Here is a 25,607-nt window from a genome sequence, read left to right as displayed (position 1 = left end):
TTAAAATCCTGAGCAAAGGCATTGAACGAAATTAAAAGAACGAGTGGTAAGTTGGTTTCATCGGTTGGTAAAAATTGGTTATTGGTTTTTATAATGGTTAATATCGTTTAAAATGTTAATAGCTTCTTTAATGTAAACATCAATCTTAGCGGCTTTCATCCTGAATTCATTGGCACTTTTTCCATATTCATCATACTTAAGGGTGTCATCCGCATAAGATGTATTTTTAATAGAAAAATCCTGCTGTTTTTCGGCCGCGGCACTTATATCTTTCCAAATGGAATCCATACTGTGTACATCGGTAAAGACATTTTTAAAAGTAATAAGAAGTGGCTGCTTATTACTGTCATATAATTTGTAAATCTGAGCGTTAATAGTGTTTATGAGCTCAAAATCAGTGTTTTTTCCTGTCCTCGCTTTGCTCTGAGCTATAACCTCTGTATTTTTGGTATCGGGCATTTTGGTAAAAGATACATTAAAACTGATGCTGTCATTTTTAATCGCTGTAGGCATACTGCTTTCACGCGGAAAAAGATTGTCAAAAAACGCAGGGAGCTTCACATCCGGCACAATGCCAACGTACTGACTGCTTTTTCCTGTAACGCGGTAAAACTTATCCAGCGTAACCTTTACAAAATCTTCGTCATTGTTTTCTTCAAGTGGCAAAATAGTCTGCATAGTAGCTTTACCAAGTGTAGTGGTGCCTGCAATAAGCGCACGGTTGTAATCCTGCATAACACCTGCAAAAAACTCACTTGCAGATGCTGTAAATCCGTTTACAAGAACAACCATCGGGCCGTTGTACAGCATACCGCGATTATAATCTTTTACAACATTGTAGGATTTATTTTTATCGGTTACAATAGCGATCGGGCCAAAGTTGATAAACATGCCTGCCATGCGTATAACCTCATCCATAGAGCCGCCGCCATTATACTGAAGGTCTATGATAAGGCCTTTAATATTGTCTTTTTTAAGTTTGGCTACTTCTTTGGCTACATCATCGGCGCAGCCACGATTGGACTCATTATCAAAAGCGGTATAAAAGCTTGGTATTTTTATGTATCCTACAGGATCTTTGTCGCTCAGTACAAAACTGTATACACTATGGTCATCTACCTTCATTATTATTTTTTCAAGGCTTACAGAATAGATAGTTCCGTCTTTTTTGCGAAGCGTAAGTTGTACCTGCTTGTATGAATCTGACGAAACGATTTCTGTAATAGCTTCCAGTGATGTGCACGACACGGTATATTCGGTATTATTGGCAGCGAGTTTAATCAGCTGGTCACCTTTGTCTATTTTTTCGGTACGGTAGGCAGGGCCTCCGGGAACGAGTTCTTCTACAATGATCTCTTCTTTTTCGTTCTGGCTTACATACAGTCCTAACGAATAATTATCTGTAGATATCGACGAAACAAAAGAAGCTTTTTCGTTATAATTAAAGTAGGTTGAATGCGGATCGAAATAGTTACAGAATGTAGAAAAGAACAGGTTGTATACACTTGAGTCAAACCCTTCCGAAGGAGACAGCTGATTATCCAGCTTGCACAGGTAAGTGTCAAAAATTTTCTGTTTAGATATTTTGCCTAATGCTTCTATGTGCGTGGATAACGAATCCCTATTCTTGCTGATTTTAGCAACATCTTCAAGTATGTCGTATGTTATTTTTTTACGCAGAAATTTTTTTATCCTCTGCGCATCGGTATGAAAAGGATAATTTTTTTTGGAGTAATAAATAGTGTCCTTAGTAGTATAGGGAAGTGGTTCTTTACTAATCTCCAACACAAAATCACGGTTGCGCTGCAATGCGCTTTTATAAGCCGATATAAAATCGGAGAAAAAAGAGCAGTCATTGCCAGCCAATACGTAATCGTCTATTTTGTATTTGTGAACGGCGAGCTTATCATATTCCTGCTGAAGGAACAGGGTCTTGTTCTCGTCAAGTTCTTCCATAACGGTATTAAAAACGTAAACCGACAGACTATCGTCTACCGGTTTAGGTTTAAAATGCCTCTTTTGGAGAATATCATTTATCTTAGAAAATGTACTGCACGCTTTTACATTGTTTTGCGCCTGCAATGTGCAGGTTACTAATAAAGCCAGTGCCAGTATTTTATTCATAGTTTTATTTTTTGTAGAATGGCAGCTTCACCACTTGTGCAGGAATATCATTTTTCCTGATGCGGATGAAGATCTGGCTGCCCTCTGCTGCATATTCAGCAGGAACATAACCAAGGCCGATTCCTTTGTTTAGCGATGGCGCCATAGTACCCGATGTTACGATACCTATAACATTACCATCTTTATCTGTTATTTCATAATCATGCCTTGGTATACCTCTTTCGGTAAGCTCAAAGCCAACAAGTTTTTTTGCGACACCTTCTTCTTTTTGCTTTTTAAGCGCTTCAGCGTTGGTAAAATCTTTGTTGAATTTAGTAATCCATCCAAGACCTGCCTCAAGCGGCGAAGTAGTGTCGTTAATATCGTTTCCGTAAAGGCAGAAGCCCATTTCTAAACGTAGTGTATCACGCGCAGCAAGGCCAATTGGCTTAATACCAAATGCGGCTCCTGCTTCAAATACTTTGTTCCATAATGCTTCAACCTGATCGTTTTTCACGTAGATTTCAAAACCACCGCTGCCTGTATATCCTGTAGCAGAAATGATAACGTGCTCTACACCTGCAAAATCTGCTACTTCAAAGTGGTAGTATTTTATAGCAGAAAGATCTATAGATGTTAGCGGCTGCATAGCCTCAACAGCTTTAGGCCCCTGGATGGCAAGAAGCGAATAATCATCAGAGATGTTGCGCATGTCTACACCAAGATCGTTTTTAGACGAGATCCAGTTCCAGTCTTTTTCTATATTTGAAGCGTTTACCACTAAAAGGTACTGCTCTTCTTTCATCTTATAAACAATAAGGTCGTCCACAATGCCACCGTTATCGTTAGGAAGGCAAGAATACTGAGCCCTGCCTATTGTAAGCGTTGACGCATCATTAGAAGTTACCTTCTGGATAAGGTCAAGAGCTTTAGGGCCGCTTAGTAAAAATTCGCCCATGTGCGAAACATCAAAAACGCCTACACCGTTTCTTACGGTTTCGTGTTCAGCAGTTACTCCTTCATATTGAACAGGCATATTATAACCTGCAAACGGTACCATTTTGGCTCCAAGTCCCTCGTGAATGTGCGTTAGCGCAGTATTTTTCATTTTGTTTGTATAAATGGATTGAGGGCGCAAAATTATTGAAATTTACAAATTATACAGTGCATATTTTCAATAATTATCATTTATTTCACAACAAAAGATAATCTTTAAGCTCATTGTAACTTTTTATGCAAATTGACGATTTTTCTTTCTTCAGTAGTGGTTGTAACGATTTGGGCACAGGAATCTTAATGCCAAGCTCTTTTTCTACGCTTTCAGGAAATTTTACCGGATGCGCCGTTTCAAGGAAAATGCCTGTGTAGTTAGGGTTTTCGTCCATATATTGTTTGAGCCCAAGATACCCTACAGCCCCGTGTGGATCGGCCAAATAATTATGCTCTTTATATAATTTACTAATTGTAGCTAACGTCTGAGGATCACTGAACGAGTTGGAGGATAATTCCAGTTCCAGGCTCTCAAAACGTTTACCGAACAATTCCAGTATGCGTATAAAGTTGCTCGGATTACTTACATCCATAGCGTTAGACAGCGTTTCTATAGTTGGTGATGGTTTATAATCCTGCGTTTCCATAAAACGGGGAACGGTATCGTTCACATTAGTTGCCGCTATAAAGTGGGCTATCGGCAGGCCGATTTTTTTTGCCATTAACCCTGCACAAATGTTTCCAAAGTTTCCGCTGGGTACTGATACGGCTAAGGGCTTACCTAAATGCTTCAGCTGCTTGTAGACGAAGAAATAATAGAACATTTGTGGCAGCCAGCGCGCTATATTAATAGAGTTGGCCGAAGTGAGGTTAATATTCCTAAGTTCCTCATCTAAAAAGGCCTGCTTTGCCATATCCTGGCAGTCGTCAAAGCTGCCGTCTACTTCAAGAGCGGTAATATTCTGCCCCAAAGCCGTAAGCTGCTTTTCCTGAATGTTACTCACTTTACCAGACGGATACAGTATAAGTACATTTATACCCTCTACTCCCAGAAATCCACTGGCAACAGCGCCTCCTGTATCACCTGATGTCGCTACCAGTATAGTGATCTTTTTGTTTTCGTCCTGTGTAAAATAATTCAGGCAGCGTGACATAAAACGCGCGCCAACATCTTTAAAGGCAAGGGTAGGGCCGTGGTACAGTTCCAAAGCATAAATATACTTTTCGACTTCTATTGTAGGAAAGTCAAAAGACAAGGTTTCTTCCACGATTTTTTTCAGAATGTGCTGCGGAATCTCATCGCCTATAAACGGTGTGATGACTCTAAGAGCAATTTCGGTATTGCTATACTGCTCAATATTTTTAATGAATTCAGCATCCAGCTGCGGAATGCTTTCAGGGAAATACAATCCCTTATCAGGCGCAATCCCTGTAATGGCAGCGGATTTAAAGCTGGCTTTTATATCGTAGTCATTAAGGCTGTAGTACTTCATGATAGTATTTTTATACCCTGCGGGTTAATAGCTGATATATGAATTTCAAAAGGTATGTTGGTGTCCTGTAAGGCTTCAGCCATGGCCTGCGCTGTTTTTTGTGCTGTAACAACACCCTGCGACAAAGCAAATACAGATGGTCCTGATCCTGCAATACCACTTCCTAAAGCACCGCTATCGGCAGCAGCCTGCTTTAGCTGATTGAAATTAGGGATAAGCACAGATCGTATAGGCTCTATGAGTTCATCGTGTAGCGAGCGCCCTATGAGTCCGTAATCACTTGTGTAGAGCCCGCTTATCAGTCCGCCCAGGTTGCCACATTGTATAATAGCCTTTTTAAGCGGAATGTTTTCTTTTAGAACCGAACGTGCATCTTTAGTCTTCAATTCTATTTGCGGATGGATAACCGTTACATATAAATCTGATGGCGATGGAATGCTAATTATATCCAGCGGTGTATAACTGCGCACCAATGCAAAACCACCCAAGAGGACAGGGGCTACATTATCGGAATGGGGAGTTCCGCTGGCTAAAGCTTCACCCTGCATGGCATAGTATACCAGCTCTTTATTAGATATTGGATAACCGCATAACGCATTAATGCCAAATACCGCGCCTGCTGCACTTGCTGCACTGCTGCCTATACCGCTGCCCGCCTTTATCTTTTTATGGATGCTTATCTCAAAACCAAAATCGGGATTGAGTTTTTCTATAAAGGCAAGTGCAGCTACACCGGCAACATTATGTTTGGCATCCATAGGGAGGTTAGCCCCGGTAATCTCTTTTATACGAATGCCTTTTGTTTCTGTTCTGGCAATGATCATTTCGTCGCCAAAGTTTTCCAGGCAAAGGCCAAGCACATCAAACCCGCAGGAAACATTGGCTATGGTAGCAGGGCAAAATATTCTGATCTCGTTCATGTTGTTATTTGTTTCCTATTCGTATTACATCGGCAAAAATACCCGACGCTGTTACCGCTGCTCCCGCACCCGCACCTTTTATCTGCAAGGGCTGGTCTACATAACGGTCGGTATAAAAGAGGACAATATTATCTTTTCCTTCAAGGTTATAGAATGGATGCTCTTTCGGTATGAACTGAAGGCCAACATTAGCTTTTCCATTTTCGAATGATGCCACAAACTTCAGTCTTGAACCTTCTGATGCTGCCTTTTTATACAATTCATTAAAATGACCTGCATTTGTTTTGAGCGATTCAAAAAACGCATCAACGCTATCGGTGTCAAGGCATTCCTGTGGCAGGAAAGAACGGTTCTCTATATCGTCGATCTCCATTTCATAACCGCTTTCGCGGATAAGGATAACAAGTTTACGTTTTACATCAACGCCGCTAAGGTCAATTTTTGGGTCGGGTTCTGTGTAGCCTTCCACCTGTGCCTGTTTAACCACATCATAAAAAGAAGTATCCTCATTAAAGTTATTGAAGATAAAATTAAGGCTGCCGCTAAGCACCGCATGAATTTTATGCACCCTGTCACCCGATGCGACAAGGTTTTTCAGCGTGTCGATAATAGGTAACCCTGCACCAACATTAGTCTCAAACAAAAACGGGGCATTATACTGGCGCGACAGGTCTTTTAATTGCTTGTAATTTTGATATCCTGACGAACAGGCCACTTTGTTGCATGTTACTACAGCTATGTTTTGCGACAGGTAATCGGCATAGGTAGCAGCTACATCGTCACTTGCAGTGTTGTCTACAAATATGCTGTTACGCAGATTGAGTTCCTTAATATTTTTAATGAAGGCTATACCATCTGCTGTATGTGCATTCTCCAAAACCTCTTTGCGATCTGCCAGGTTAATACCATCTTCATCAAAATACATTTTGCGCGAGTTGGCAATGCCTATTACCCTAACATTCATCCTTAAATGCTCTTTAAGGTATTTTTTCTGCAATTGTATCTGTTCCAAAAATTTATCGCCCACATTACCTACGCCCATTACGAAGAGGTTTAGCTGGACAATATTGTCTTCAAAAAAAGTTTCGTGCAATGTGTTTAGCGCTTTCTTTACATCTTTTTTATCGATAACCGCTGAAATGTTCCTTTCAGACGCGCCCTGTGCAATAGCCCTGATGTTGATATTATTTTTACCAAGTGTGCTAAACATCTTACCACTCAGCCCCTGATGGTTTTTCATGTTTTCGCCTACAACAGCAATGATGGATAGCTCATTTTCCAATATCGCAGGTTTAATTTTTTGCTGTTTTATCTCAAAACTGAATTCGGCATCAATCGCTTTTTTAGCTTTTGCGGCGTCGTCTTCAACAATTCCTAAACAGATTGAATGTTCTGATGATGCCTGTGTAATAAATATCACATTTATGTTTTCTTTTGAGATTACCTCAAACAAACGTTTTGAGAATCCTGCTACACCTACCATGCCGGGGCCTTCAAGTGTTACTAATGTTGTATTATCAATGTTACTGATGCCACGAATAGGATTTGCACTCTTAACCTTCGGGTTGTTGTTAACGATGCTGCCATGCGCTTCAGGGTCGAAAGTGTTTCTGATGTGTAATGTTATGTTCTTAGCCAGTATAGGCTGGATAGTAGGTGGATACAATACTTTAGCACCAAAGTGTGACAGTTCCATTGCTTCTTCAAAAGAAATATGCTCAATAGGCTCAGCCTGTTTAACCAGTTTTGGGTTGGCGGTATAAATGCCGTTTACGTCAGTCCATATTTCGAGCGAAGCTAAATCAAGGGCCGCAGCGATAATAGCGGCAGTATAATCAGACCCTCCGCGTCCCAATGTAGTAGTATGCCCGTCTTCCGACTGTGCGATAAATCCCGGAATTATAATAACATCAGGTTTATTTTTATCAAAATAATGCTGTATGAGCAAGTTACTTATTTCAAAGTTTACCACCGCCTTACCAAAATGGCTATTGGTCTTAATAAGCTCACGGCTATCGGCTAAAGCTGTATTTTCATTTTGGGCTTTCAGTGTTTCGGAAATGATGTATGAAGATAATACTTCACCAAAAGAAAGGATAAGGTCTTTTGTCCTGTCGGATAATTCACCCAATAGAAAACACCCATCGAGCAGTGTTTCCAGATGGTTTACTTCCCGCATCACGTGGCTCAGTACTGCACTTTGTGCTGTAGCAGGTATAAGGCTTTTTACAGTATCTATGTGGCGGTGCTCAATTTCCTGAAGCAGCGCCTTGTATGTTTCATTTTTATGTGCTGCGTGTGTCGCAGCGTTGAGCAGCATATCGGTTATTCCGCCAAGGGCAGATACTACCACGATTAAAGGATAGTGCTGTTTTTTGCTTTTTATAATGCTTATGCACTTTGCTATATTTTCGGCATTAGCTACAGATGTACCGCCAAATTTTAGGATATTCATATAATTGTTTTTCAGGTAGATGTTGAGGACTAAACACAGGTTGTTCCTGTCATTTAAATTAAATGACCACAACGGGGCTATATGAAATGATTATACCCCTAACGGGGTTGTAGTTGTTGTAGTAGTAGTAATAGCAGCAAACCCAACAGTGGCCGGGGTATAGGAAGTTAAATATTTGTTGCTGTTTACTAACATATACTTACAAATGTAATAAATTTACATAGCTGTAAGACAAGCCTTAAGCTTTTTACGGAATTTTTAAAAAAGCACGCAAAACACTACACTATGAAAATTTTTGATGCACCGCGAATACGTCAGGCTGACGAAACCACAATTTTAAGACAGGGTATAACTTCTTTAGAACTAATGGAGCGAGCAGCCAATGAAGCTTTTTTGTGGATCAAGCAGCGATTTCCTGACAAGGAGACAGTGTTCAAAATTTTTTGCGGACGGGGTAACAATGGTGGCGATGGATTGGTAATTGCACGTAAGCTCCATGATGACGGTTATCTGGTAATCCTGCGTATTGTAGAGGGAACCGGAAACCCGACGCCTGACTTTTTAGCAAATTTTGAAAAACTGAAGCAAACAGGTTGCGAATTCAATACCGGCAAGCATTATAATTATAAAAAACATAAGCTTGTAGCTATTGATGCGCTGTTTGGAACTGGGCTTTCAAGGGAATTATCAGATGAGGTTAAAGAAGTAATTGACTTTATAAATGACAAAACAGCATTTGTACTTTCTATAGACATTCCGTCAGGTATGTTTTTAGACCGCCCTACATATTATGCCGTGCATAGTGATATTGTGCTTACTTTCCAATTTCCTAAGCTGGCGTTTTATCTGGCATCCAATTGTGAATTTACTAAAGAGGTCGTGATTCTCGATATTGGCCTTGACAAAGAATATACTGATGTTACACCGAGCAATTACTATTTTACAGACAAGTTTGATATCCTGAAACGTTACAAACCACTCCATCCGCATGCGCACAAAGGCACACAGGGGCATACACTTGTTATTGGCGGGAGTTATGGTAAGATAGGTTCGGTATGCCTTTCAGCAAAAGCGGCCCTTAAAAGTGGCAGCGGGTTAGTTACTGCTTACATACCTGAGTGTGGTTACAATGTACTACAGACTGCATTTCCTGAAGCAATGGTTTTAACGGACGGCGAAAAACATATTGCATCCATACATTTTGAACTGGAGCCTAAAGCTATTGGTGTTGGTATGGGAATAGGGCAGGAGCCCGAAACACAGCAGGCATTTGGAGAATTTTTAAAGAAACAGTCTAATCCCTTGGTTATAGATGCCGATGCCCTTAATATACTATCCTATAATAAAGAGTGGCTAAAGCTGCTGCCTGAAAATTCTATTCTTACCCCACATCCTAAAGAACTGGAAAGGCTTATGGGCGGCTGGAAAGATGATTTTGAAAAACTGGATAAGCTAAAGGCTTTATCGGCAACATATAAATTAATTATTGTGGCAAAAGATGCCAAAACGATGATTGTATATGGCGGTTCGGTGTATATCAATTCAACAGGAAATGCAGGATTGGCAACAGGCGGCAGCGGTGACGTGCTTACAGGTATCATTACAGGATTACTTGCACAATCATATAATCCTGTAGATGCTGCTATTTTTGGGGTGTTCCTGCATGGCCTCGCGGCAGATATTGGTGTAAAGGAAACATCAAAACAGGCATTTACAGCTTCTGATATTATCAGTTATATAGGTGAGGCTTATCTAAAAATAGAGTCGGAAATACATCAGAAATGAAAATTTACTAAAAATGTTGTTTTTTAATTATGGTTTATTGAATTTTGACCTTTCAAATTAACCACACGTATGGAAACAATACATTATATAAGCAGCGACCTCTTATCGCTTGAAATTGTTAACGATATCATTACCCAGGATAAGAAACTGGCGCTGTCTGAAGAGGCAAGGGCTAACATAGAAAAGTGCCGTAATTACCTTGATGAAAAGATGAAATCGCACAGCGATCCTATTTATGGCATCAACACAGGTTTTGGCTCGCTATATAATGTAAAAATATCTAATGAAAACTTATCGCAGCTACAGGAAAACCTTGTAAAATCGCATGCGTGCGGTACGGGAGAAGAAGTGCCAGAGGCTATCGTTAAGATCATGCTGCTGCTAAAGATTCAGTCGTTAAGCTATGGCCATTCGGGCGTTCAGCTCGAAACGGTAGAAAGGCTAATCGAGTTTTATAACAACGACATACTTCCTGTAATATACAACCAGGGTTCACTTGGTGCTTCGGGCGACCTTGCACCACTGGCACACCTTTCGCTTCCGTTATTAGGAGAGGGAGAGGTTTACATGGATGGTTTCCGCCAGCCGGCGGGCAAAGTGCTGGACAAAATGGGATGGAAACCTATCGTACTAAAATCTAAAGAAGGTCTTGCATTGCTCAATGGTACCCAGTTCATGAGCGCTTATGGTGTGTATGTCCTGCTTAAATCGGTTAAGCTTTCATACCTGGCAGATGTTATTGCAGCTGTTTCTCTTGAAGGTTTTGATGGCCGTATTGAGCCTTTTAATGAGCTTATTCACATGGTGCGCCCTCATAAAGGGCAGATTGTTACAGCCAAACGCTTCAACGAACTGCTGGAAGACAGCGAGATCATTGCGCAGGCAAAACAGCACGTTCAGGATCCATATTCTTTCCGTTGCATCCCTCAGGTGCATGGTGCGACAAAAGATACCATTGATTACGTTAAAAAGGTTTTCCGTACCGAGATCAACTCGGTTACTGATAACCCAAATATATTTATTGAGACTGACCAGATCATTTCAGGGGGTAACTTCCACGGACAGCCATTAGCGCTTACGCTGGACTTCTTAGGAATTGCCCTTGCAGAGCTTGGCAGCATTTCAGAAAGAAGGACGTACCAGCTTATTTCAGGACTTCGCGGATTGCCGCCTTTCCTTGTGAGCAACCCTGGGCTAAATTCAGGATTTATGATCCCGCAATATACGGCTGCAAGTATCGTGAGCCAGAACAAACAACTTGCAACACCTGCAAGTGTAGACAGTATCGTGTCAAGCAACGGACAGGAAGACCATGTTAGTATGGGTGCAAATGCTGCTACAAAAGCACTTAGGATTATTGAAAACCTGGAGCGCATATTAGCTATTGAGCTTATGAATGCATCGCAGGCAATAGAATTCAGGAGGCCACTTAAATCAAGTGAATTCCTTGAAGTATTCATTAAGTCGTATAGAGAAGAAGTTCCGTTAGTTACAGAAGACAGGATACTTCACTATGATATTGAAAACACAATATCTTTCCTTCATAACCTTCAGATAGACGAAACAGTATTTGAATAAATTTAGAAGGCTTCCAAAAAATTGGAAGCCTTCTATTTTAATCCGTCAGTGTTACTTCTATAACCATTCTGGCATAGCCCCTTTCTGTTTTAGGATGTGCTGTCCATTTTCCCTGTTTGTACGACCAACCTTCTTGAGCATCGCCAAATTCACTCATAAAGGATGGGCCGTAACCATATAGGTGAGCAGGAAATCCTATATCTTTACTAGAACCGTCTAATCGGTTTTCTGGTATTGCTAAATATTCTATAACCACAAAGAAGCCTTCATCCGGTACTATAATCGACACTTTAGAAAAGTCGACGTCAGCATTTTTCTGGCCTTTCTTTACTTTTACAAGAATGTTTTCGTTGTATAGATAATCGCCCGGGCTGCCATCAGTATTTGCAGTATATAGCCTGACATTAAATGTGTTGTCGTTATAGGCAAGTACTTTAAATTTTAGCTTATCAATATATTTTGAAGCATATTCAGTTTTGTAGAGGATATATTTTGCGAATAATAAAGTTCCGTTATTGCCGCCGCCTACGCCCATCCATGTATCTTTGGCTTTTTTTATTGGATTGATAACCAATGAGTTTTGTCTTTTTTTATTTCCAATTGCAATTTCTCCCAGTTCTATTGGTTTGGTGGCTAACGGGATAGTCGTTTTTATGTCAGAAAATTTGATAGCTGCGTTGGCAAACCCTACGGCACTCAAATGAATAATTGCAGAACCATCTGTTTGCGGCAATTGCAATAATCCATTTTCATCGGCGCTAAGCTCAATACCTTTTCCTTCTATGGAGACGTTTACGTAGGGGATAGGTTCATTAGTAGAGCCGTCAACGATTGTTGTTTTTATTTGGGCAAAAGATGAAAACGAAATAAAAGCCAGTAACAGCTGGTAAAGTGTAATGTGCATAGGTTTTTTAGTTTGGCTGTAAATAAAACTCTTTTTTATGAGATTTGTTCTACAGCAGACTATTTTTCTACTTTATATATCCAGTCTCTTACTGCAGCCTGAAGTTTCTCTTTTCTCGCATCTAATTCTTCCATACTTTTAAAGGTAATCTTTCTGCGGCCATCAGCATAATTGCCTTCAAGTATGCCAGATTCATTATCAATGATATTACCTGTAGGGAAGATAAGTAATACCTGGTCGCTTTTCCTGGTGTGGTAGACAACGATATCCCTTTTATAGTCTTTAGCGTCAAAATGGCCATTTGTGCATTGTAGTAAAATGCAGGAGCGTTCCATTTTATGTGTTCGCTGATTTCAGTAGATGTTTCAAGTACAGCCTTCCGTATCGCCTGCATCAATTCTTTCAGTGGATGCTGGGAATCAGTTATAAACTGTGTTACCTGTTCGGTATCAGATAGTTTTTGTTTTGCCATAAGGCTATTCTTCTTTTTGCTTTACCAAAAATACCTCGTCAATCCTTCTGAATTTTGGATTATTGGCAACGGTAATCCTTTGGGTATAAGAGCTGTCTTTTGCTTTTGTAATTTTTACAGTCATTGTGCCAATATCCAGTATCTTTTGGTTTTGGGCGACGGCAGAAGCAGTAGGGGTAACGGTGTAGGTGCAGTCGTCAAGCCATTTGATCTCAAAGTCAAAAGTCTCATCACTCTCTTCCATTCTTTCAGTCTGTTTGTCATCATTACGGGTAATGATGCAAACCTTTTTGCTTTTAGGATCGGTAACTTTAAAAGTACCGTTTTTAAATTTTCCGCAGGCACTCTGACTGTATCCGCCGATTGAGAATAAAAGTGTAATGGTAAATAGGGTTATAGTACGTTTCATGGTCTTAGTGTTTATATTATTCTGAAACTGAAAGTAATCAAAAGTCAAATCGTTGATTTTAAACAACTTCTTTCCTGCTGATTGTCCTCCGGTAATTACGAAATAAATATAATAAGAATACGCGGGTTTTTAACCAGTTTTAACGCACTTAAAGTAAATAAATAGCTACAATTCCTAAAGCAGCCGGAATTGCCTGTACAAATAATATTTTTTTCTGGACAGAGTATGCCCCATATAAACCTGCAACAAATACACAACCTAAAAAGAATGCAGCAACATTTATACTCCAGGCAGTGTTAGTTATGAGCAGCGACCAAATTAGGCCTGCTGCCAGAAATCCATTATACAAACCCTGATTAGCAGCCATAGCTTTTGTGGGATAAAACATTTCCTGAGGGAGTGTCCTGAATACCTTTCTGGCTCTTGTAAGCCAAGCAAACATCTCAAGCCATAAGATATAAATATGGATGAGCGCTACAAAGGCAATAATAACTTTGGCTGCTAAGTGCATGGCTGGCTTATTTAAATATTTTAAAATTCTTTTCTATGGCGCGTATCATTTCGCCGGCAATGTCTTTGTTTGTAGCGCCCTCAATACCTTCCAGTCCGGGTGAAGAGTTTACTTCTAAGAGCAGAGGTCCTTTAGATGAACGGATAATGTCTACGCCTGCTACTTTTAAGTTCATAGCTTTGGCCGCTTTGATCGCTATACGTTTTTCTTCAACAGTTGGGCGTATTACAGATGCTGTTCCGCCAAGGTGAATATTTGCCCTGAATTCTCCAGGCAGTGCTTCACGCTGAATAGTTGCCACAACTTTACCGTCTATAACAAAAAGGCGAAGGTCTTTACCGTTGGCCTCTTTAATAAACTCCTGTACAAGTATATTGGCATTAAGGCTTTTAAAGGCATTAATAACACTTTCTGCTGCTTTTTTAGTCTCCGCTAATACAACGCCTTTACCTTGAGTACCTTCAAGAAGTTTTACGATAAGGGGAGGTCCGCCTACCATCTGGATAAGGTCGTTAGTGTCAAGAGGAGAATTTGCAAATCCTGTAGTAGGAATATCTACACCGCTGTTAAGCAAAAGCTGAAGTGAATATAACTTGTCCCTTGACTGCGTAATAGCGGATGATGAGTTAAGCGAAAATACCTTAAGCGCCTCAAAATGACGCGTAAGTGCGCATCCGTAAAAGGTCATGCTCGGCCGTATACGAGGAATAACAGCATCAAAATCATTTAGTATTTTTCCGCCACGGTAATGTATTTCCGGCGTATGGGCATCAAGCTTCATGTAGCAGTATTTCAGGTTAAGAAAGTGCATTTCATGCCCTCTCATTTCACCTGCTTCCATTATGCGCCTGTTGCTGTAAAGTTCGGGGTTGCTGGCTAAAAGGCCAATGCGCAATCCTTTCTTTTCTTCGTTATTGTTGTTGTAATATTCTTTTATTTTTTCCTGCGTAGGCTGGCCTAAAAGGTATTTCTGCTCAGGGTCTACCAGTATGCGCCCGCTCATGGCTTCGCGGCCTAAGAGCATCCTGAAACCCATAGAGTCACGATTTGTAAGGGTAAGCTCTACATCCCATTTTGCCTCGCCAATCTCTATACCCGTTTTTATTACATAGCGCTGCTCACGATAGCCGCTGGAACTTTTAACAACGCGCTTATCTACAAGCGGTGCCTGACAATGTATAATAGTTTTTGAATTATTCTGGATTGGGTTGATATCAAATTTTACCCAGTTTTCTCCATCTTTCTGGAAAGGGGAGATGTTAATAGCGTGAAGCGCAGAGGTCTTTGCTCCCGAGTCTACACGCGCTTTAATGACAGGTATCCCCAACGACGGAAATGCGCACCATTCTTCACTACCTACAATTACTTTGTCAAGCATTTTAATACAATTTGTAAACTAAATTACTACTTTTTTTAATTGTAAAAAGGCTTAGTCTTTTTTTTGGCAAAATTTAATGATATCGTAATGAATAGAAATGAAAATTCAGATGTAAAAATCTTATTTTCAGTTTTTTGTGAATTAGATTGATTCATTATAAATTAAAGCTGGTTACAATTCGTCCATAAAAAAATCCCGCTATCTGTAAAGACGCGGGATTTAGTTTTATCGAATATCCGAAAGATTAACTTCCTGAATTTTCTGCTTTTTTAATGGTAACGGCAAGTTCTGTACCGTTAGCATCAAGATCCATAAAGATCTCATCACCTATTGATATTTTAGAAGTGATGATCTCTTCTGCAAGAGTGTCTTCAACATATTTCTGGATGGCACGTTTAAGTGGTCTTGCTCCATATTGTTTGTCAAATCCTTTCTCTGCAATAAAACTTTTAGCTTCAGGAGATAATGCAATGTTGTAACCAAGATCTTTTATTCTTCCGTAAAGTTTTTCAAGTTCAATATCTATAATAAGATCGATATGTTCTTTATCAAGAGCGTTAAACACAATAATGTCATCTATCCTGTTAATGAACTCAGGTGCAAAGGTTTTTTTAAGAGCAGCTTCAATAACACCTTTTGTGTGATCGTCTGCCTGTGCCTTTTTGGCAGCGGTACCAAAACCAACACCTTGACCGAAATCTTTCAGCTGGCGTGCACCAACGTTTGATGTCATTATGATGATCGTGTTCTTGAAGTCAATTTTGCGGCCCAGGCTATCGGTCAGATAACCATCATCCAATACCTGAAGCAGCATATTGAACACGTCAGGATGTGCTTTTTCGATCTCATCAAGAAGCACTACACAATATGGTTTTCTTCTCACTTTTTCAGTAAGCTGTCCACCTTCTTCATAGCCTACATATCCCGGAGGCGCTCCTACAAGCCTTGAGATTGCAAATTTTTCCATGTATTCGCTCATGTCAATACGTATAAGTGCATCTTCAGAGTCAAATAATTCTTTTGCGATTACTTTGGCCAGCTGGGTTTTACCTACACCTGTCTGACCAAGGAAGATAAATGAACCAATCGGTTTGTTAGGGTCTTTAAGACCTGCACGGTTACGCTGTATAGACTTGGCAATTTTTTGAACCGCCTCATCCTGCCCGATAACTTTACCTTTAATAAGCTCAGGAAGCTTAGAAAGTTTGTTGCTTTCGGTTTGAGCTATACGATTTACAGGAATACCCGTCATCATAGATACTACATCTGCCACATTGTCTTCTGTAACGGTAACGCGGTTGTTTTTAGAATCTTCTTCCCATTGTTCCTGAGCTATGGCAAGGTCTTTTTCAATACGTTTTTCGTCATCGCGAAGTTTGGCCGCTTCCTCATATTTCTGTTTCTTAACTACAGAATTTTTGAGTTCTCTAACTTCTTCAAGTTGTCTTTCAAGATCAAGGATCTGTTTAGGAACATCAATGTTTGTAATGTGTACTCGCGATCCTGCTTCGTCAAGGGCGTCAATAGCCTTGTCTGGGAGGAAACGCTCGCTCATATACCTGTCAGTCAGTTTTACACAAGCCTCAATAGCTTCCTGTGTATAAATTACATTGTGGTGATCTTCATATTTGTTTTTGATGTTGTTAAGGATAGTAATAGTTTCGGGTACTGTTGTAGGCTCTACAATTACCTTCTGGAAACGGCGCTCAAGAGCTCCGTCTTTTTCTATATACTGTCTGTACTCATCAAGAGTTGTAGCACCGATGCATTGGATTTCGCCTCTTGCAAGAGCCGGCTTAAACATATTGCTCGCGTCAAGAGAGCCTGTAGCTCCACCTGCACCTACAATAGTGTGTATCTCGTCAATAAATAAGATAATATCGTCGTTTTTTTCAAGCTCGTTCATCACGGCTTTCATACGCTCTTCAAACTGTCCACGGTATTTAGTTCCCGCCACTAAGCTGGCAAGGTCTAAAGTAACTACGCGTTTGTTGAAAAGGATACGCGATACTTTTTTCTGGATAATGCGCAGTGCAAGTCCTTCAGCAATTGCCGATTTACCTACTCCCGGCTCACCTATAAGCAGCGGATTGTTTTTCTTTCTTCTGCTCAATATCTGCGAAACACGTTCAATTTCCTTTTCACGGCCCACTACCGGGTCTAATTTGCCTTCTTCTGCAAGTTCTGTAAGGTCACGGCCAAAATTGTCAAGAACAGGCGTTTTTGATTTTTTGTTGGCTTTAGCGTTGCCTGAAGAAGGATTGTTGAAGTTGCTTTCGCGCATACTGTCATCTTGTCCTGCATCGTCGTTATATGACTCTGCTTTAGGAAGGTTTTCTAGGTATTCTTCTTCGTTTGATGTCATACTGATAAATTGTTCTTTAACGGTTTCGTAATCGATTTTTAGTTTGTTAAGCAATTTTGTAGTAGGGTCATTTTCGTTGCGTAAAATGCACAACAATAAATGAGCTGTGCTTATAGAGGTGCTCTGGAAAACCTTAGCTTCAAGAAATGTGGTTCTTAAAGCGCGTTCTGCCTGTCGCGTTAAGTGAAGGTTTTTCTTCTCATTATTGCGTTCAGCACTAGGATTAGCGGGGCTTAATATCTCTACTTTTCGGCGTAAATGATCCAGGTCAACAGAAATGTTGTTTAAAATGGAAATGGCTTTGCCATTCCCGTCTCTCAAAATTCCTAACATTAAATGCTCAGTACCAATAAAGTCATGACCTAACCTAAGCGCTTCTTCCTTGCTGTAGGTAATAACGTCTTTGACCCTTGGTGAAAAATTATCATCCATAATGTTATTTTTGATAGTATATATTAACTATTTGATTTAAGAATTTACAAAAACCATACCTAATTAAAAGTACTGACAGCACGGCTATATGTATGTTATGCTAAGAGACGAAAAAAAAGCCGAAAATAAAAGCGTTTTTGCAATAGTTTATCAACTTTTGGGGAATAATATGATGTTAATAAAACGTTGAAATAATTAGTTTTTGCGGTTTATAATCCTGAGAAAATTGCGTATATTGGCACGTTTTGTAATAACTATAATTTTTTAATATAACTACTTATGTCTGAAGGAGAAAAGTTAATTCCTATTAACATCGAAGACCAAATGAAGTCGGCATACATCGATTATTCGATGTCTGTAATCGTGTCAAGGGCGCTTCCAGATGTTAGAGATGGCTTGAAACCCGTACACCGAAGAGTACTTTATGGAATGTATGAACTGGGCGTTCTTTCTAACAGAGCCCACAAAAAATCGGCGAGGATCGTAGGTGAGGTATTAGGTAAATACCACCCGCACGGAGATACATCGGTATATGATGCCATGGTGCGTATGGCTCAGGAATGGAGCTTACGTTACCTGTTGGTAGACGGCCAGGGTAACTTTGGTTCAGTAGATGGCGACAGCCCGGCAGCAATGCGTTATACAGAAGCAAGGATGCGTAAGATATCTGAAGAGATAATGGCAGACCTTGACAAAGAAACAGTAGATTTCCAGCTTAACTTTGATGATACTTTACAGGAGCCAACTGTAATGCCTACAAGGGTACCAAATCTTTTGATCAATGGTGCATCTGGTATTGCGGTAGGTATGGCGACTAATATGGCGCCTCACAACCTTACTGAAGTCATCGACGGTACGCTTGCTTATATAGACAATACAGAGATAGAAATTGACGAGCTTATTAACTATGTAAAAGCACCCGATTTTCCAACCGGGGGTACAATATATGGTTACGAAGGTGTTCGTGAAGCCTTCAAAACAGGACGTGGACGTGTGGTTATGCGTGCAAAGACTGCTTTTGAAGAAGTAGAAGGCAGAGAGTGCATCATTGTTACCGAAATACCTTATCAGGTAAACAAGGCAGACATGATCAAGAAGACTGCCGACATGGTTAACGAAAAGAAAATTGAAGGTATTGCCAACATCCGTGATGAATCGGACAGGAATGGTATGCGTATCGTTTATATCCTTAAGCGAGATGCGGTTCCTAATGTAGTGCTTAATACACTTTATAAATATACGCAGCTGCAGTCTTCGTTCAGTGTAAATAACATTGCGCTTGTTAACGGCAGGCCGCAAATGCTTAACCTGAAAGATCTTATCCACTACTTTGTAGAGCACAGGCATGATGTAGTTGTAAGAAGGACACAGTATGAACTTCGTAAGGCTGAAGAGCGTGCACACATATTAGAAGGTTTAATTATCGCATCAGATAATATAGATGAGGTAATTGCGCTTATACGCGGCTCTAAAGACGGTGAAGAAGCGCGTGGTAAATTAATGGAGCGCTTTAAGCTTTCAGAAATCCAGGCTCGTGCTATTGTTGAGATGCGTCTGCGTCAGCTTACAGGACTGGAGCAGGATAAGCTTCGTGCAGAGTATGAAGAGATCATGAAATTAATAGCTGAATTAAAAGCTCTTTTAGCAAGTAAAGAGCTAAGAATGGAGCTTATTAAAACAGAACTTATAGAAATAAGGGATAAATATGGTGATGCCCGCCGTTCTCAGATTGAGTATGCTGGTGGCGACGTAAGTATTGAAGACCTTATTGCCGATGAGAATGTTGTTATCACAATTTCTCATGCCGGCTATATCAAACGTACACCACTTAGCGAATACAAAACGCAAAACAGGGGTGGTGTAGGTCAAAAAGGAGTGGCAACACGTGACCAGGATTACCTGGAACACCTGTTTGTAGCTACAAACCATAACTACATGTTGTTCTTTACCCAAAAAGGTAAATGTTTCTGGATGCGTGTTTACGAAATTCCGGAAGGTAACAAAACGAGTAAAGGCCGTGCAATACAAAACCTTATCAATATCGAGAACGATGATAAGGTAAAAGCATTTATTTGCACGCAGGATCTTAAGAACGAAGAGTACATCAATAATCATTATGTGATAATGGCAACCAAGAAAGGTATCGTTAAGAAAACCCTTCTTGAGCAATATTCACGCCCAAGGTTAAACGGTATTGCCGCGATTACCATCAGGGAAGATGATGAGCTGCTAGAAGCTAAACTTACCACGGGTGAAAGCCAGGTGCTTATCGCTGTAAAATCGGGTAAATTGGTGCGTTTTGAAGAAGGTAAAACCAGACCTATGGGTCGTAGTGCTTCTGGTGTACGTGGAATTACCCTTGCTGATGATAGCGATGAGGTGATTGGTATGGTATCTGTAAACGATATGAACAGCGAGATCCTTGTTGTGTCTGAAAACGGATACGGTAAGCGTTCGAGCCTTGATGATTACAGGATAACTAACCGTGGTGGTAAAGGTGTTAAAACACTAAATATTACCGATAAAACCGGTAAGCTTGTATCTATTAACGGTGTTACCGATGCAGATGACCTTATGATCATCAACAAATCAGGGCTTACAATACGTATGATGGTATCTGATCTTAGGGTTATGGGCCGTGCTACGCAGGGTGTACGCCTTATTAATATCAAAGGAAACGATTCTATCGCTGCTGTAACAAAAGTAGTGCGTGAAGAAGATGCGATCGAAGAAGTCCTTGAAGAACTTGGCGGGGAAGGTGCAGAAAATGGCGTTACAGGTTTTATAGCTGAAAGCGGTGATGATGCATCTGCCGAAAGCACTGAAGAAGAACAAACAGAAGAATAATAAAAATAATACTATGAAAATTAAATATGCAATTGCTGCGTCTTTACTACTTTCTATAGGAGCTTATGCACAAAAGGAAGAACTAAAGGCGCTTAAAAAACTTGACGATAAGGAAAAACCAACTCCTGCTGATTTTACAGAGTATAAAAGGCTGTTAGATGTTGCAGAGCCTAAAATTGGTGCTGCAACTCCTGAACAACAGGCTGAATTTAATTACTATAAGGGTAGTTATGCTTTAGCTTCTATGATGATGAATCCTGCAACAGGCGGTACTAATTTTCCTTTGGCTCTTGAAAGTTTCAACAAAGTACTTGAACTTGAGAAAACAGGAAAGAAAAAATATACCGAAGAGATACAAAAGGAAGTTCTGCCTGAAATGAAAACTGCTGCTGTAACAATGGCGCAACAATTGGGCGACAAAAAAATGTTTAAGGAGTCTTCAATGGCTTATTATGCAGCTTATCAGGTAGATCAAAAGGATTATGCTATTCTTTACAATGCTGCGGCATCTTCAGTTAATGCTCAGGATTGGGATAATGCACTTAAGTATTATGAAATTCTTGATAAAAGTGGTTTTACAGGAGAGAGCACTGTGTATGTAGCGACTAATAAAGCTACAAATACGGTGGAAGGTTTTCCAAACAAAAACACAAGGGATATTGCTATAAAAGGCGGGCAATACATACTGCCTAAAGAAGAGAAAGTACCTTCTGTTAAAGGTGAAATCGTTAAGAACATCGCTCTTATCTATAACATGAAAGGCGATACCGAAAAAGCTAAGGCTGCTTTTGCTAATGCAAGGAAGACAAGTCCTAACGATACAAGCCTTATGCTTGGTGAAGCAGAAATTTACCTGAAAGCTAAAGATATGGTTAAGTATAAAGAGATCATTAAAGAAGTGGTGGCAAAAACACCAAATGATCCTATTTTGTTTTTTAACCTTGGTGTGGTTACTTCTGATGCAGATCCTGCAGAAGCTATGGGGTATTATAAAAAAGCTCTTGAACTAAAGCCCGACTATATTGACCCAAACATCAACCTTGGTGTACTTATGCTTAAGGATGAGCAAAAGATCGTTGACCAGATGAATAAGCTTGGAACAAGTGCGGCAGATAACAAACGTTATGATGCGCTTAAAAAACAAAGGGATGATCTTTATATTAAGGCACTTCCTTATTTTGAAAAAGCAAATAAGATAGATCCTAATAATAAAGATGTTATTTCTTTACTTGCAGGTGTTTATCAGGCGCTTGACAGGCAGGCTGAATATAAAGCAATGAAAGCTAAATTATAAGTAGCTATAAGCATCAAAAAAAATGCCTCCTTGAAAAAGGAGGCATTTTTTTGTGGTATGATTAAAGATTATCTTAATTGTGCGCCTGTTTCTTTTTCCAGGTTTTGCCTAATCTTGTTCATTATCTTGTCTATTTGCTCGTCTGTAAGTGTTTTTGAGCTATCCTGAAGCATAAAACTCACGGCATAAGACTTTTTGCCTTCCGGCAGATTGTTTCCTTCGTAGACATCAAAAAGGCTCACGTCTTTTAGTAACGACTTTTCTGCCTGCTTTGCAACAGAGTATATACTTTCAAAGGATACCTGCTCATCTACAAGAAGTGCTAGGTCTCTTCGTACTTCAGGGAATTTAGAAATTTCTGTGTACTTTATCTTTCCTGACACGAGTTTAATAATGGCATCCCAGTTAAAATCGGCAAAGAAAACTTCCTGCTTAATATCAAAGTGCTTAAGGATCGATTTTTTGATCGTACCAAATTCAACGATAGTTTCGTTACCAGCTGCAAGCGCAATACCTTCTGCAAATATGTAATTAGCTATTGGCTGAGTCTGTACCTTAGTAATTCCTAATCGGGTTGTAATAAGATTTACATAGCCCTTAAACATAAAGAAATCTGTAGGTTTTTGAGCGTACGACCAGCTTTCATTAAGTCGGTTACCTGTTACAGTAAGTGTTAGGTGTTTGTTCTCATCATAACCTGAAGGTAGTTTATGATATGTTTTTCCAAATTCAAACAGTTTAAGGTCGGCCCTCCTGCGGTTGATGTTGAATGATATGGCCTCAAGTGCACTGAACAATAGTGACTGCCTCATCGCAGAAAGATCACTGCTCAACGGGTTAAGCATTGTAACGTTAAACTCTTCCTTAAGATTTTCAGACAATTTTACGTATTCAGGTGTGGTAAGCGAGTTGGCCATCATTTCGTTGAAACCAAGTGATACCATTTGTGAACCTATAATATTCTGTAATTTGTAATCTTCATTACGTGCAGAATTAGATATAGATGCATTAAGCTTTTGTGTAAACGTTATGTTGTTGTATCCGTAAACCCTAAGGATCTCTTCGATAACATCAATCTCTCTTGTTACATCTACACGGTATGCAGGTACAACAAGGCCAAGGCCGGCGTCTGACATATTGTTGATCTTAATATCCAGGGATACCAATATCTTCTTGATTGTTTCTTTAGGAAGTTCCTGTCCTATAACGCGTTTTACATTGGCAAAATTAAGCACTACAGGGAAATCTTCTGTCTTTTTAGGGTATATATCAATAACGTCAGATGTTATCTCGCCGCCTGCAGTCTCCTGAATAAGGATTGCAGCTCTTTTTAGCGCATATTCTGTAATTGTTGGATCTATTCCTCTTTCAAAACGGAAAGATGCATCTGTGCTTAGTCCGTGGCGTTTGGCTGTTTTACGGATAGAAACAGGATTAAAATAAGCACTTTCAAGGAATATAGTAGAAGTCTGTTCTGTTACTCCCGAATTTTTTCCTCCAAAAACACCTGCAATACACATAGGGCCTGTTTCATCGCAAATCATCAGGTCTTCTTCGTGTAATGTTCTTTCTACGTCGTCAAGGGTTACAAATTTTGTTCCGGCAGGTACCGTTTTCACAATAACCTTATTGCCTTTTATTTTGGCAGCATCAAATGCGTGTAGCGGCTGTCCAAGTTCATGCAACACATAATTGGTAACATCTACAATATTGTTTTTCGGGATAAGTCCAATGGCTTTAAGTCTGTTCTGAAGCCATGCAGGAGACGGTTTAACTGTGATGCCTGAAATAGTAACACCGCAATATCTTGGAGCAAGTTTTCCATCTTCAACCTTTACGTCCATTTTAAGGGTACGTTTGTCTATCCTGAAATTGCTTACAGAAGGAGTAATAAGTTCTGTGTTTACGTTTTTTTGCGTAAGTCCGGCGCGCAGGTCTCTTGCAACACCCCAGTGGCTCATGGCATCGGCGCGGTTTGGCGTAAGTCCAATTTCGAAAACTTCATCGCTCTCGATATTGAATATTTTAGAGGCCGGTGTTCCCGGTTTAAGGTCTTCGTTAAGTACAAGGATGCCGTCATGTCCTTCGCCAAGGCCAAGTTCATCTTCGGCACATATCATGCCGTGGCTCTCTTCGCCTCTTATTTTTCCTTTTTTTATTTGGAATGCGTTACCTTCTTTATCATAAAGGGTAGTTCCTATGGTTGCAACGGGAACTTTTTGTCCGGCAGCAACGTTAGGTGCGCCGCATACAATTTGCACAGGAGTGCCATTGCCAAGATCTACAGTGGTAACCCTCAATCTGTCGGCATTAGGATGCTGAACGCAGTTAAGCACATGTCCTACCACAACGCCTTCAAGCCCGCCTTTAAGCGACTCAAATTTGTCTACACCTTCTACTTCGAGACCAAGGTCGGTAAGCAGGGCAGCAGTTTCTTCAGATTTCCAGTCTAATTTTATAAATTGTTTTAACCAGTTATAGGATATAAGCATTTGTAGTTTATTTTAAAAGCATGCAAAGATAAGGATTGCAGTTTTGTTATGCGAATTTATAAATAGAAAAAGATGGTGTGTTAAAGATTGTTTAGCGCCTCCACCTGTGCCACCATTTCATTGAAAATTTCAGTTGTGGAGCTAAGTTTAATTTTTGGAGCCGATTGGCCCGCCCACATATTTGTCATCTGGTTATTGTCGTTCTTTTGCGCTGATGCCCTTATGGAACCGGTTAGGCTGTTCTGTACAGGATAATCAGGAACAGGCAATCCGGATTTTTCAATCTCATCCATAAAAGTATTCCTGATGCCGCGTGCCCATCGCCCTGAAAAGGCTCTGGTCAGCATTGTATCGGTATCAGAATAATTTAGAACAGCCTTTTTGTATAATGGTATTGCCACACTTTCACCGGTGGCGATAAAGGCAGTGCCTATTTGCACCGCAGATGCTCCAAGAGCAAAAGCTGCATTTATGGTCTTTCCATCATTTATTGCTCCCGAAGCCAATACAGGCAAACCGGTTCTCTCAATAATTTGCGGAACAAGTGCAATAACGCCTACATTTGGTAGATTTCCCTTTATAAAACTGCCCCTATGGCCTCCCGCTTCTATACCCTGGGCTGTAATGGCATCGATATTTTTTTCTTTGAGCAGAAGGGCTTCTTCAACACAGGTTGCAGTGCCAATCAGGATCGTACAATTGTTTTTAAAACGTCCAATGATGTCATCGGATAAAATGCCGAACGTAAAACTTACGATTGGAATATTTTCGTTAATTAATATATCTATCTGTTCTTTATAAGAATAAAACCGGAATGCTGATGGATCTGAACGGTTGAAAGAAGCATTATTATCATTGCCCAGCTTCTCTAAAAAGTCAAGCATTGTATTAGCTTCATTATGGTTAATAGCGCCGATGTTGTGGGCAAAAAGATTAACTGCAAATGGTTTTGAAGTAAGCAATTTTGTTTTTTGTATCAGCTCCAGTGTTTTTTCGGGGGAAAGCCCACCCACGGGCAGCGATCCAAGTCCGCCGCTATTAGAAATTGCAGCAACCATCTCGGGAGATGTAACACCAAGCATAGGAGCCTGTACTATTGGATTGACTAGTCCTAAAATAGGTTGACTATTTTTGATTATACAAATTTGGTAAAAGTTCAGGCATTTTCAAGATGTCTGA

General features: G+C 40.1%; 17 protein-coding genes and 1 pseudogene. 4 read left to right on the top strand and 14 right to left on the bottom strand.

Annotated features, from left to right (window positions below; translation table 11 throughout):
- Window positions 1–78: 78 nt before the first annotated feature.
- The 5 genes from R1T16_RS08795 to thrA form a co-directional block, all read right to left on the bottom strand.
- Window positions 79–2,124, bottom strand: a complete 2,046-nt coding sequence (locus R1T16_RS08795; RefSeq protein ID WP_317500724.1) for a S41 family peptidase — start codon at window positions 2,122–2,124, stop codon at window positions 79–81.
- A gap of 4 nt (window positions 2,125–2,128) precedes the next feature.
- Window positions 2,129–3,211, bottom strand: coding sequence for a glycine cleavage system aminomethyltransferase GcvT (gcvT, locus tag R1T16_RS08790; RefSeq protein WP_317500723.1), 1,083 nt, complete (start codon window positions 3,209–3,211; stop codon window positions 2,129–2,131).
- 85 nt (window positions 3,212–3,296) lie between these two features.
- Complete coding sequence (gene thrC / locus R1T16_RS08785) at window positions 3,297–4,586, bottom strand: threonine synthase (protein WP_317500722.1); 1,290 nt, start codon at window positions 4,584–4,586, stop codon at window positions 3,297–3,299.
- The gene (locus tag R1T16_RS08780; protein WP_317500721.1) at window positions 4,583–5,506 is read right to left on the bottom strand and encodes a homoserine kinase; all 924 of its coding nucleotides are present in this window, start codon (window positions 5,504–5,506) and stop codon (window positions 4,583–4,585) included. The genes thrC and R1T16_RS08780 overlap by 4 nt, the downstream gene beginning before the upstream one ends.
- 4 nt (window positions 5,507–5,510) lie before the next feature.
- A complete protein-coding gene (gene thrA, locus R1T16_RS08775) occupies window positions 5,511–7,961 on the bottom strand; it encodes a bifunctional aspartate kinase/homoserine dehydrogenase I (RefSeq protein WP_317500720.1) in 2,451 nt (816 codons plus the stop codon).
- Between the two features lie 285 nt (window positions 7,962–8,246).
- Between thrA and R1T16_RS08770 the strand changes: the two genes are divergently transcribed.
- Window positions 8,247–9,746, top strand: a complete 1,500-nt coding sequence (locus R1T16_RS08770; RefSeq protein WP_317500719.1) for an NAD(P)H-hydrate dehydratase — start codon at window positions 8,247–8,249, stop codon at window positions 9,744–9,746.
- 69 nt (window positions 9,747–9,815) lie between these two features.
- Window positions 9,816–11,324 (top strand): histidine ammonia-lyase, encoded by a 1,509-nt coding sequence (gene hutH, locus R1T16_RS08765; RefSeq protein WP_317500718.1) that lies wholly within the window; start codon window positions 9,816–9,818, stop codon window positions 11,322–11,324.
- A 37-nt stretch (window positions 11,325–11,361) separates the two neighbouring features.
- On the opposite strand, the gene R1T16_RS08760 is transcribed toward hutH, so the two are convergent.
- The 7 genes and pseudogenes from R1T16_RS08760 to R1T16_RS08735 all read right to left on the bottom strand — a co-directional run bounded on the left by R1T16_RS08760 (window position 11,362) and on the right by R1T16_RS08735 (window position 17,795).
- The gene (locus tag R1T16_RS08760; RefSeq protein WP_317500717.1) at window positions 11,362–12,228 is read right to left on the bottom strand and encodes a carboxypeptidase-like regulatory domain-containing protein; all 867 of its coding nucleotides are present in this window, start codon (window positions 12,226–12,228) and stop codon (window positions 11,362–11,364) included.
- A gap of 59 nt (window positions 12,229–12,287) precedes the next feature.
- Window positions 12,288–12,563, bottom strand: a complete 276-nt coding sequence (locus R1T16_RS08755) for a hypothetical protein (RefSeq protein WP_317500716.1) — start codon at window positions 12,561–12,563, stop codon at window positions 12,288–12,290.
- Window positions 12,564–12,565: 2 nt separating this feature from the next.
- Window positions 12,566–12,622, bottom strand: a pseudogene (locus R1T16_RS18405) (hypothetical protein); the annotation flags it as partial.
- 82 nt (window positions 12,623–12,704) lie between these two features.
- Window positions 12,705–13,109, bottom strand: coding sequence for a hypothetical protein (locus R1T16_RS08750; protein ID WP_317500715.1), 405 nt, complete (start codon window positions 13,107–13,109; stop codon window positions 12,705–12,707).
- A gap of 148 nt (window positions 13,110–13,257) precedes the next feature.
- Window positions 13,258–13,620, bottom strand: coding sequence for a DUF1304 domain-containing protein (locus tag R1T16_RS08745; RefSeq protein ID WP_317500714.1), 363 nt, complete (start codon window positions 13,618–13,620; stop codon window positions 13,258–13,260).
- Window positions 13,621–13,627: 7 nt separating this feature from the next.
- On the bottom strand, window positions 13,628–14,998 hold the full coding sequence (rimK, locus tag R1T16_RS08740) for a 30S ribosomal protein S6--L-glutamate ligase (protein ID WP_317500713.1): 1,371 nt from the start codon (window positions 14,996–14,998) through the stop codon (window positions 13,628–13,630).
- 244 nt (window positions 14,999–15,242) lie between these two features.
- The gene (locus R1T16_RS08735; RefSeq protein WP_317500712.1) at window positions 15,243–17,795 is read right to left on the bottom strand and encodes an ATP-dependent Clp protease ATP-binding subunit; all 2,553 of its coding nucleotides are present in this window, start codon (window positions 17,793–17,795) and stop codon (window positions 15,243–15,245) included.
- A gap of 279 nt (window positions 17,796–18,074) precedes the next feature.
- Here R1T16_RS08735 and gyrA point away from each other — a divergent pair, with 279 nt between their 5' ends.
- The gene (gene gyrA / locus R1T16_RS08730) at window positions 18,075–20,642 is read left to right on the top strand and encodes a DNA gyrase subunit A (RefSeq protein WP_317500711.1); all 2,568 of its coding nucleotides are present in this window, start codon (window positions 18,075–18,077) and stop codon (window positions 20,640–20,642) included.
- Between the two features lie 13 nt (window positions 20,643–20,655).
- Window positions 20,656–21,936, top strand: coding sequence for a tetratricopeptide repeat protein (locus R1T16_RS08725; protein ID WP_317500710.1), 1,281 nt, complete (start codon window positions 20,656–20,658; stop codon window positions 21,934–21,936).
- A 68-nt stretch (window positions 21,937–22,004) separates the two neighbouring features.
- On the opposite strand, the gene pheT is transcribed toward R1T16_RS08725, so the two are convergent.
- A complete protein-coding gene (gene pheT / locus R1T16_RS08720) occupies window positions 22,005–24,428 on the bottom strand; it encodes a phenylalanine--tRNA ligase subunit beta (RefSeq protein WP_317500709.1) in 2,424 nt (807 codons plus the stop codon).
- A gap of 80 nt (window positions 24,429–24,508) precedes the next feature.
- The gene (locus R1T16_RS08715) at window positions 24,509–25,546 is read right to left on the bottom strand and encodes a nitronate monooxygenase family protein (RefSeq protein ID WP_317500957.1); all 1,038 of its coding nucleotides are present in this window, start codon (window positions 25,544–25,546) and stop codon (window positions 24,509–24,511) included.
- Window positions 25,547–25,607 lie beyond the last annotated feature (61 nt).

This window comes from Flavobacterium sp. DG1-102-2, from assembly GCF_033042555.1.
GTDB lineage: Bacteria > Bacteroidota > Bacteroidia > Flavobacteriales > Flavobacteriaceae > Flavobacterium.
Note: the sequence above shows the minus strand (reverse complement) of the source record. Positions and strands in the feature narration are given on the sequence as shown.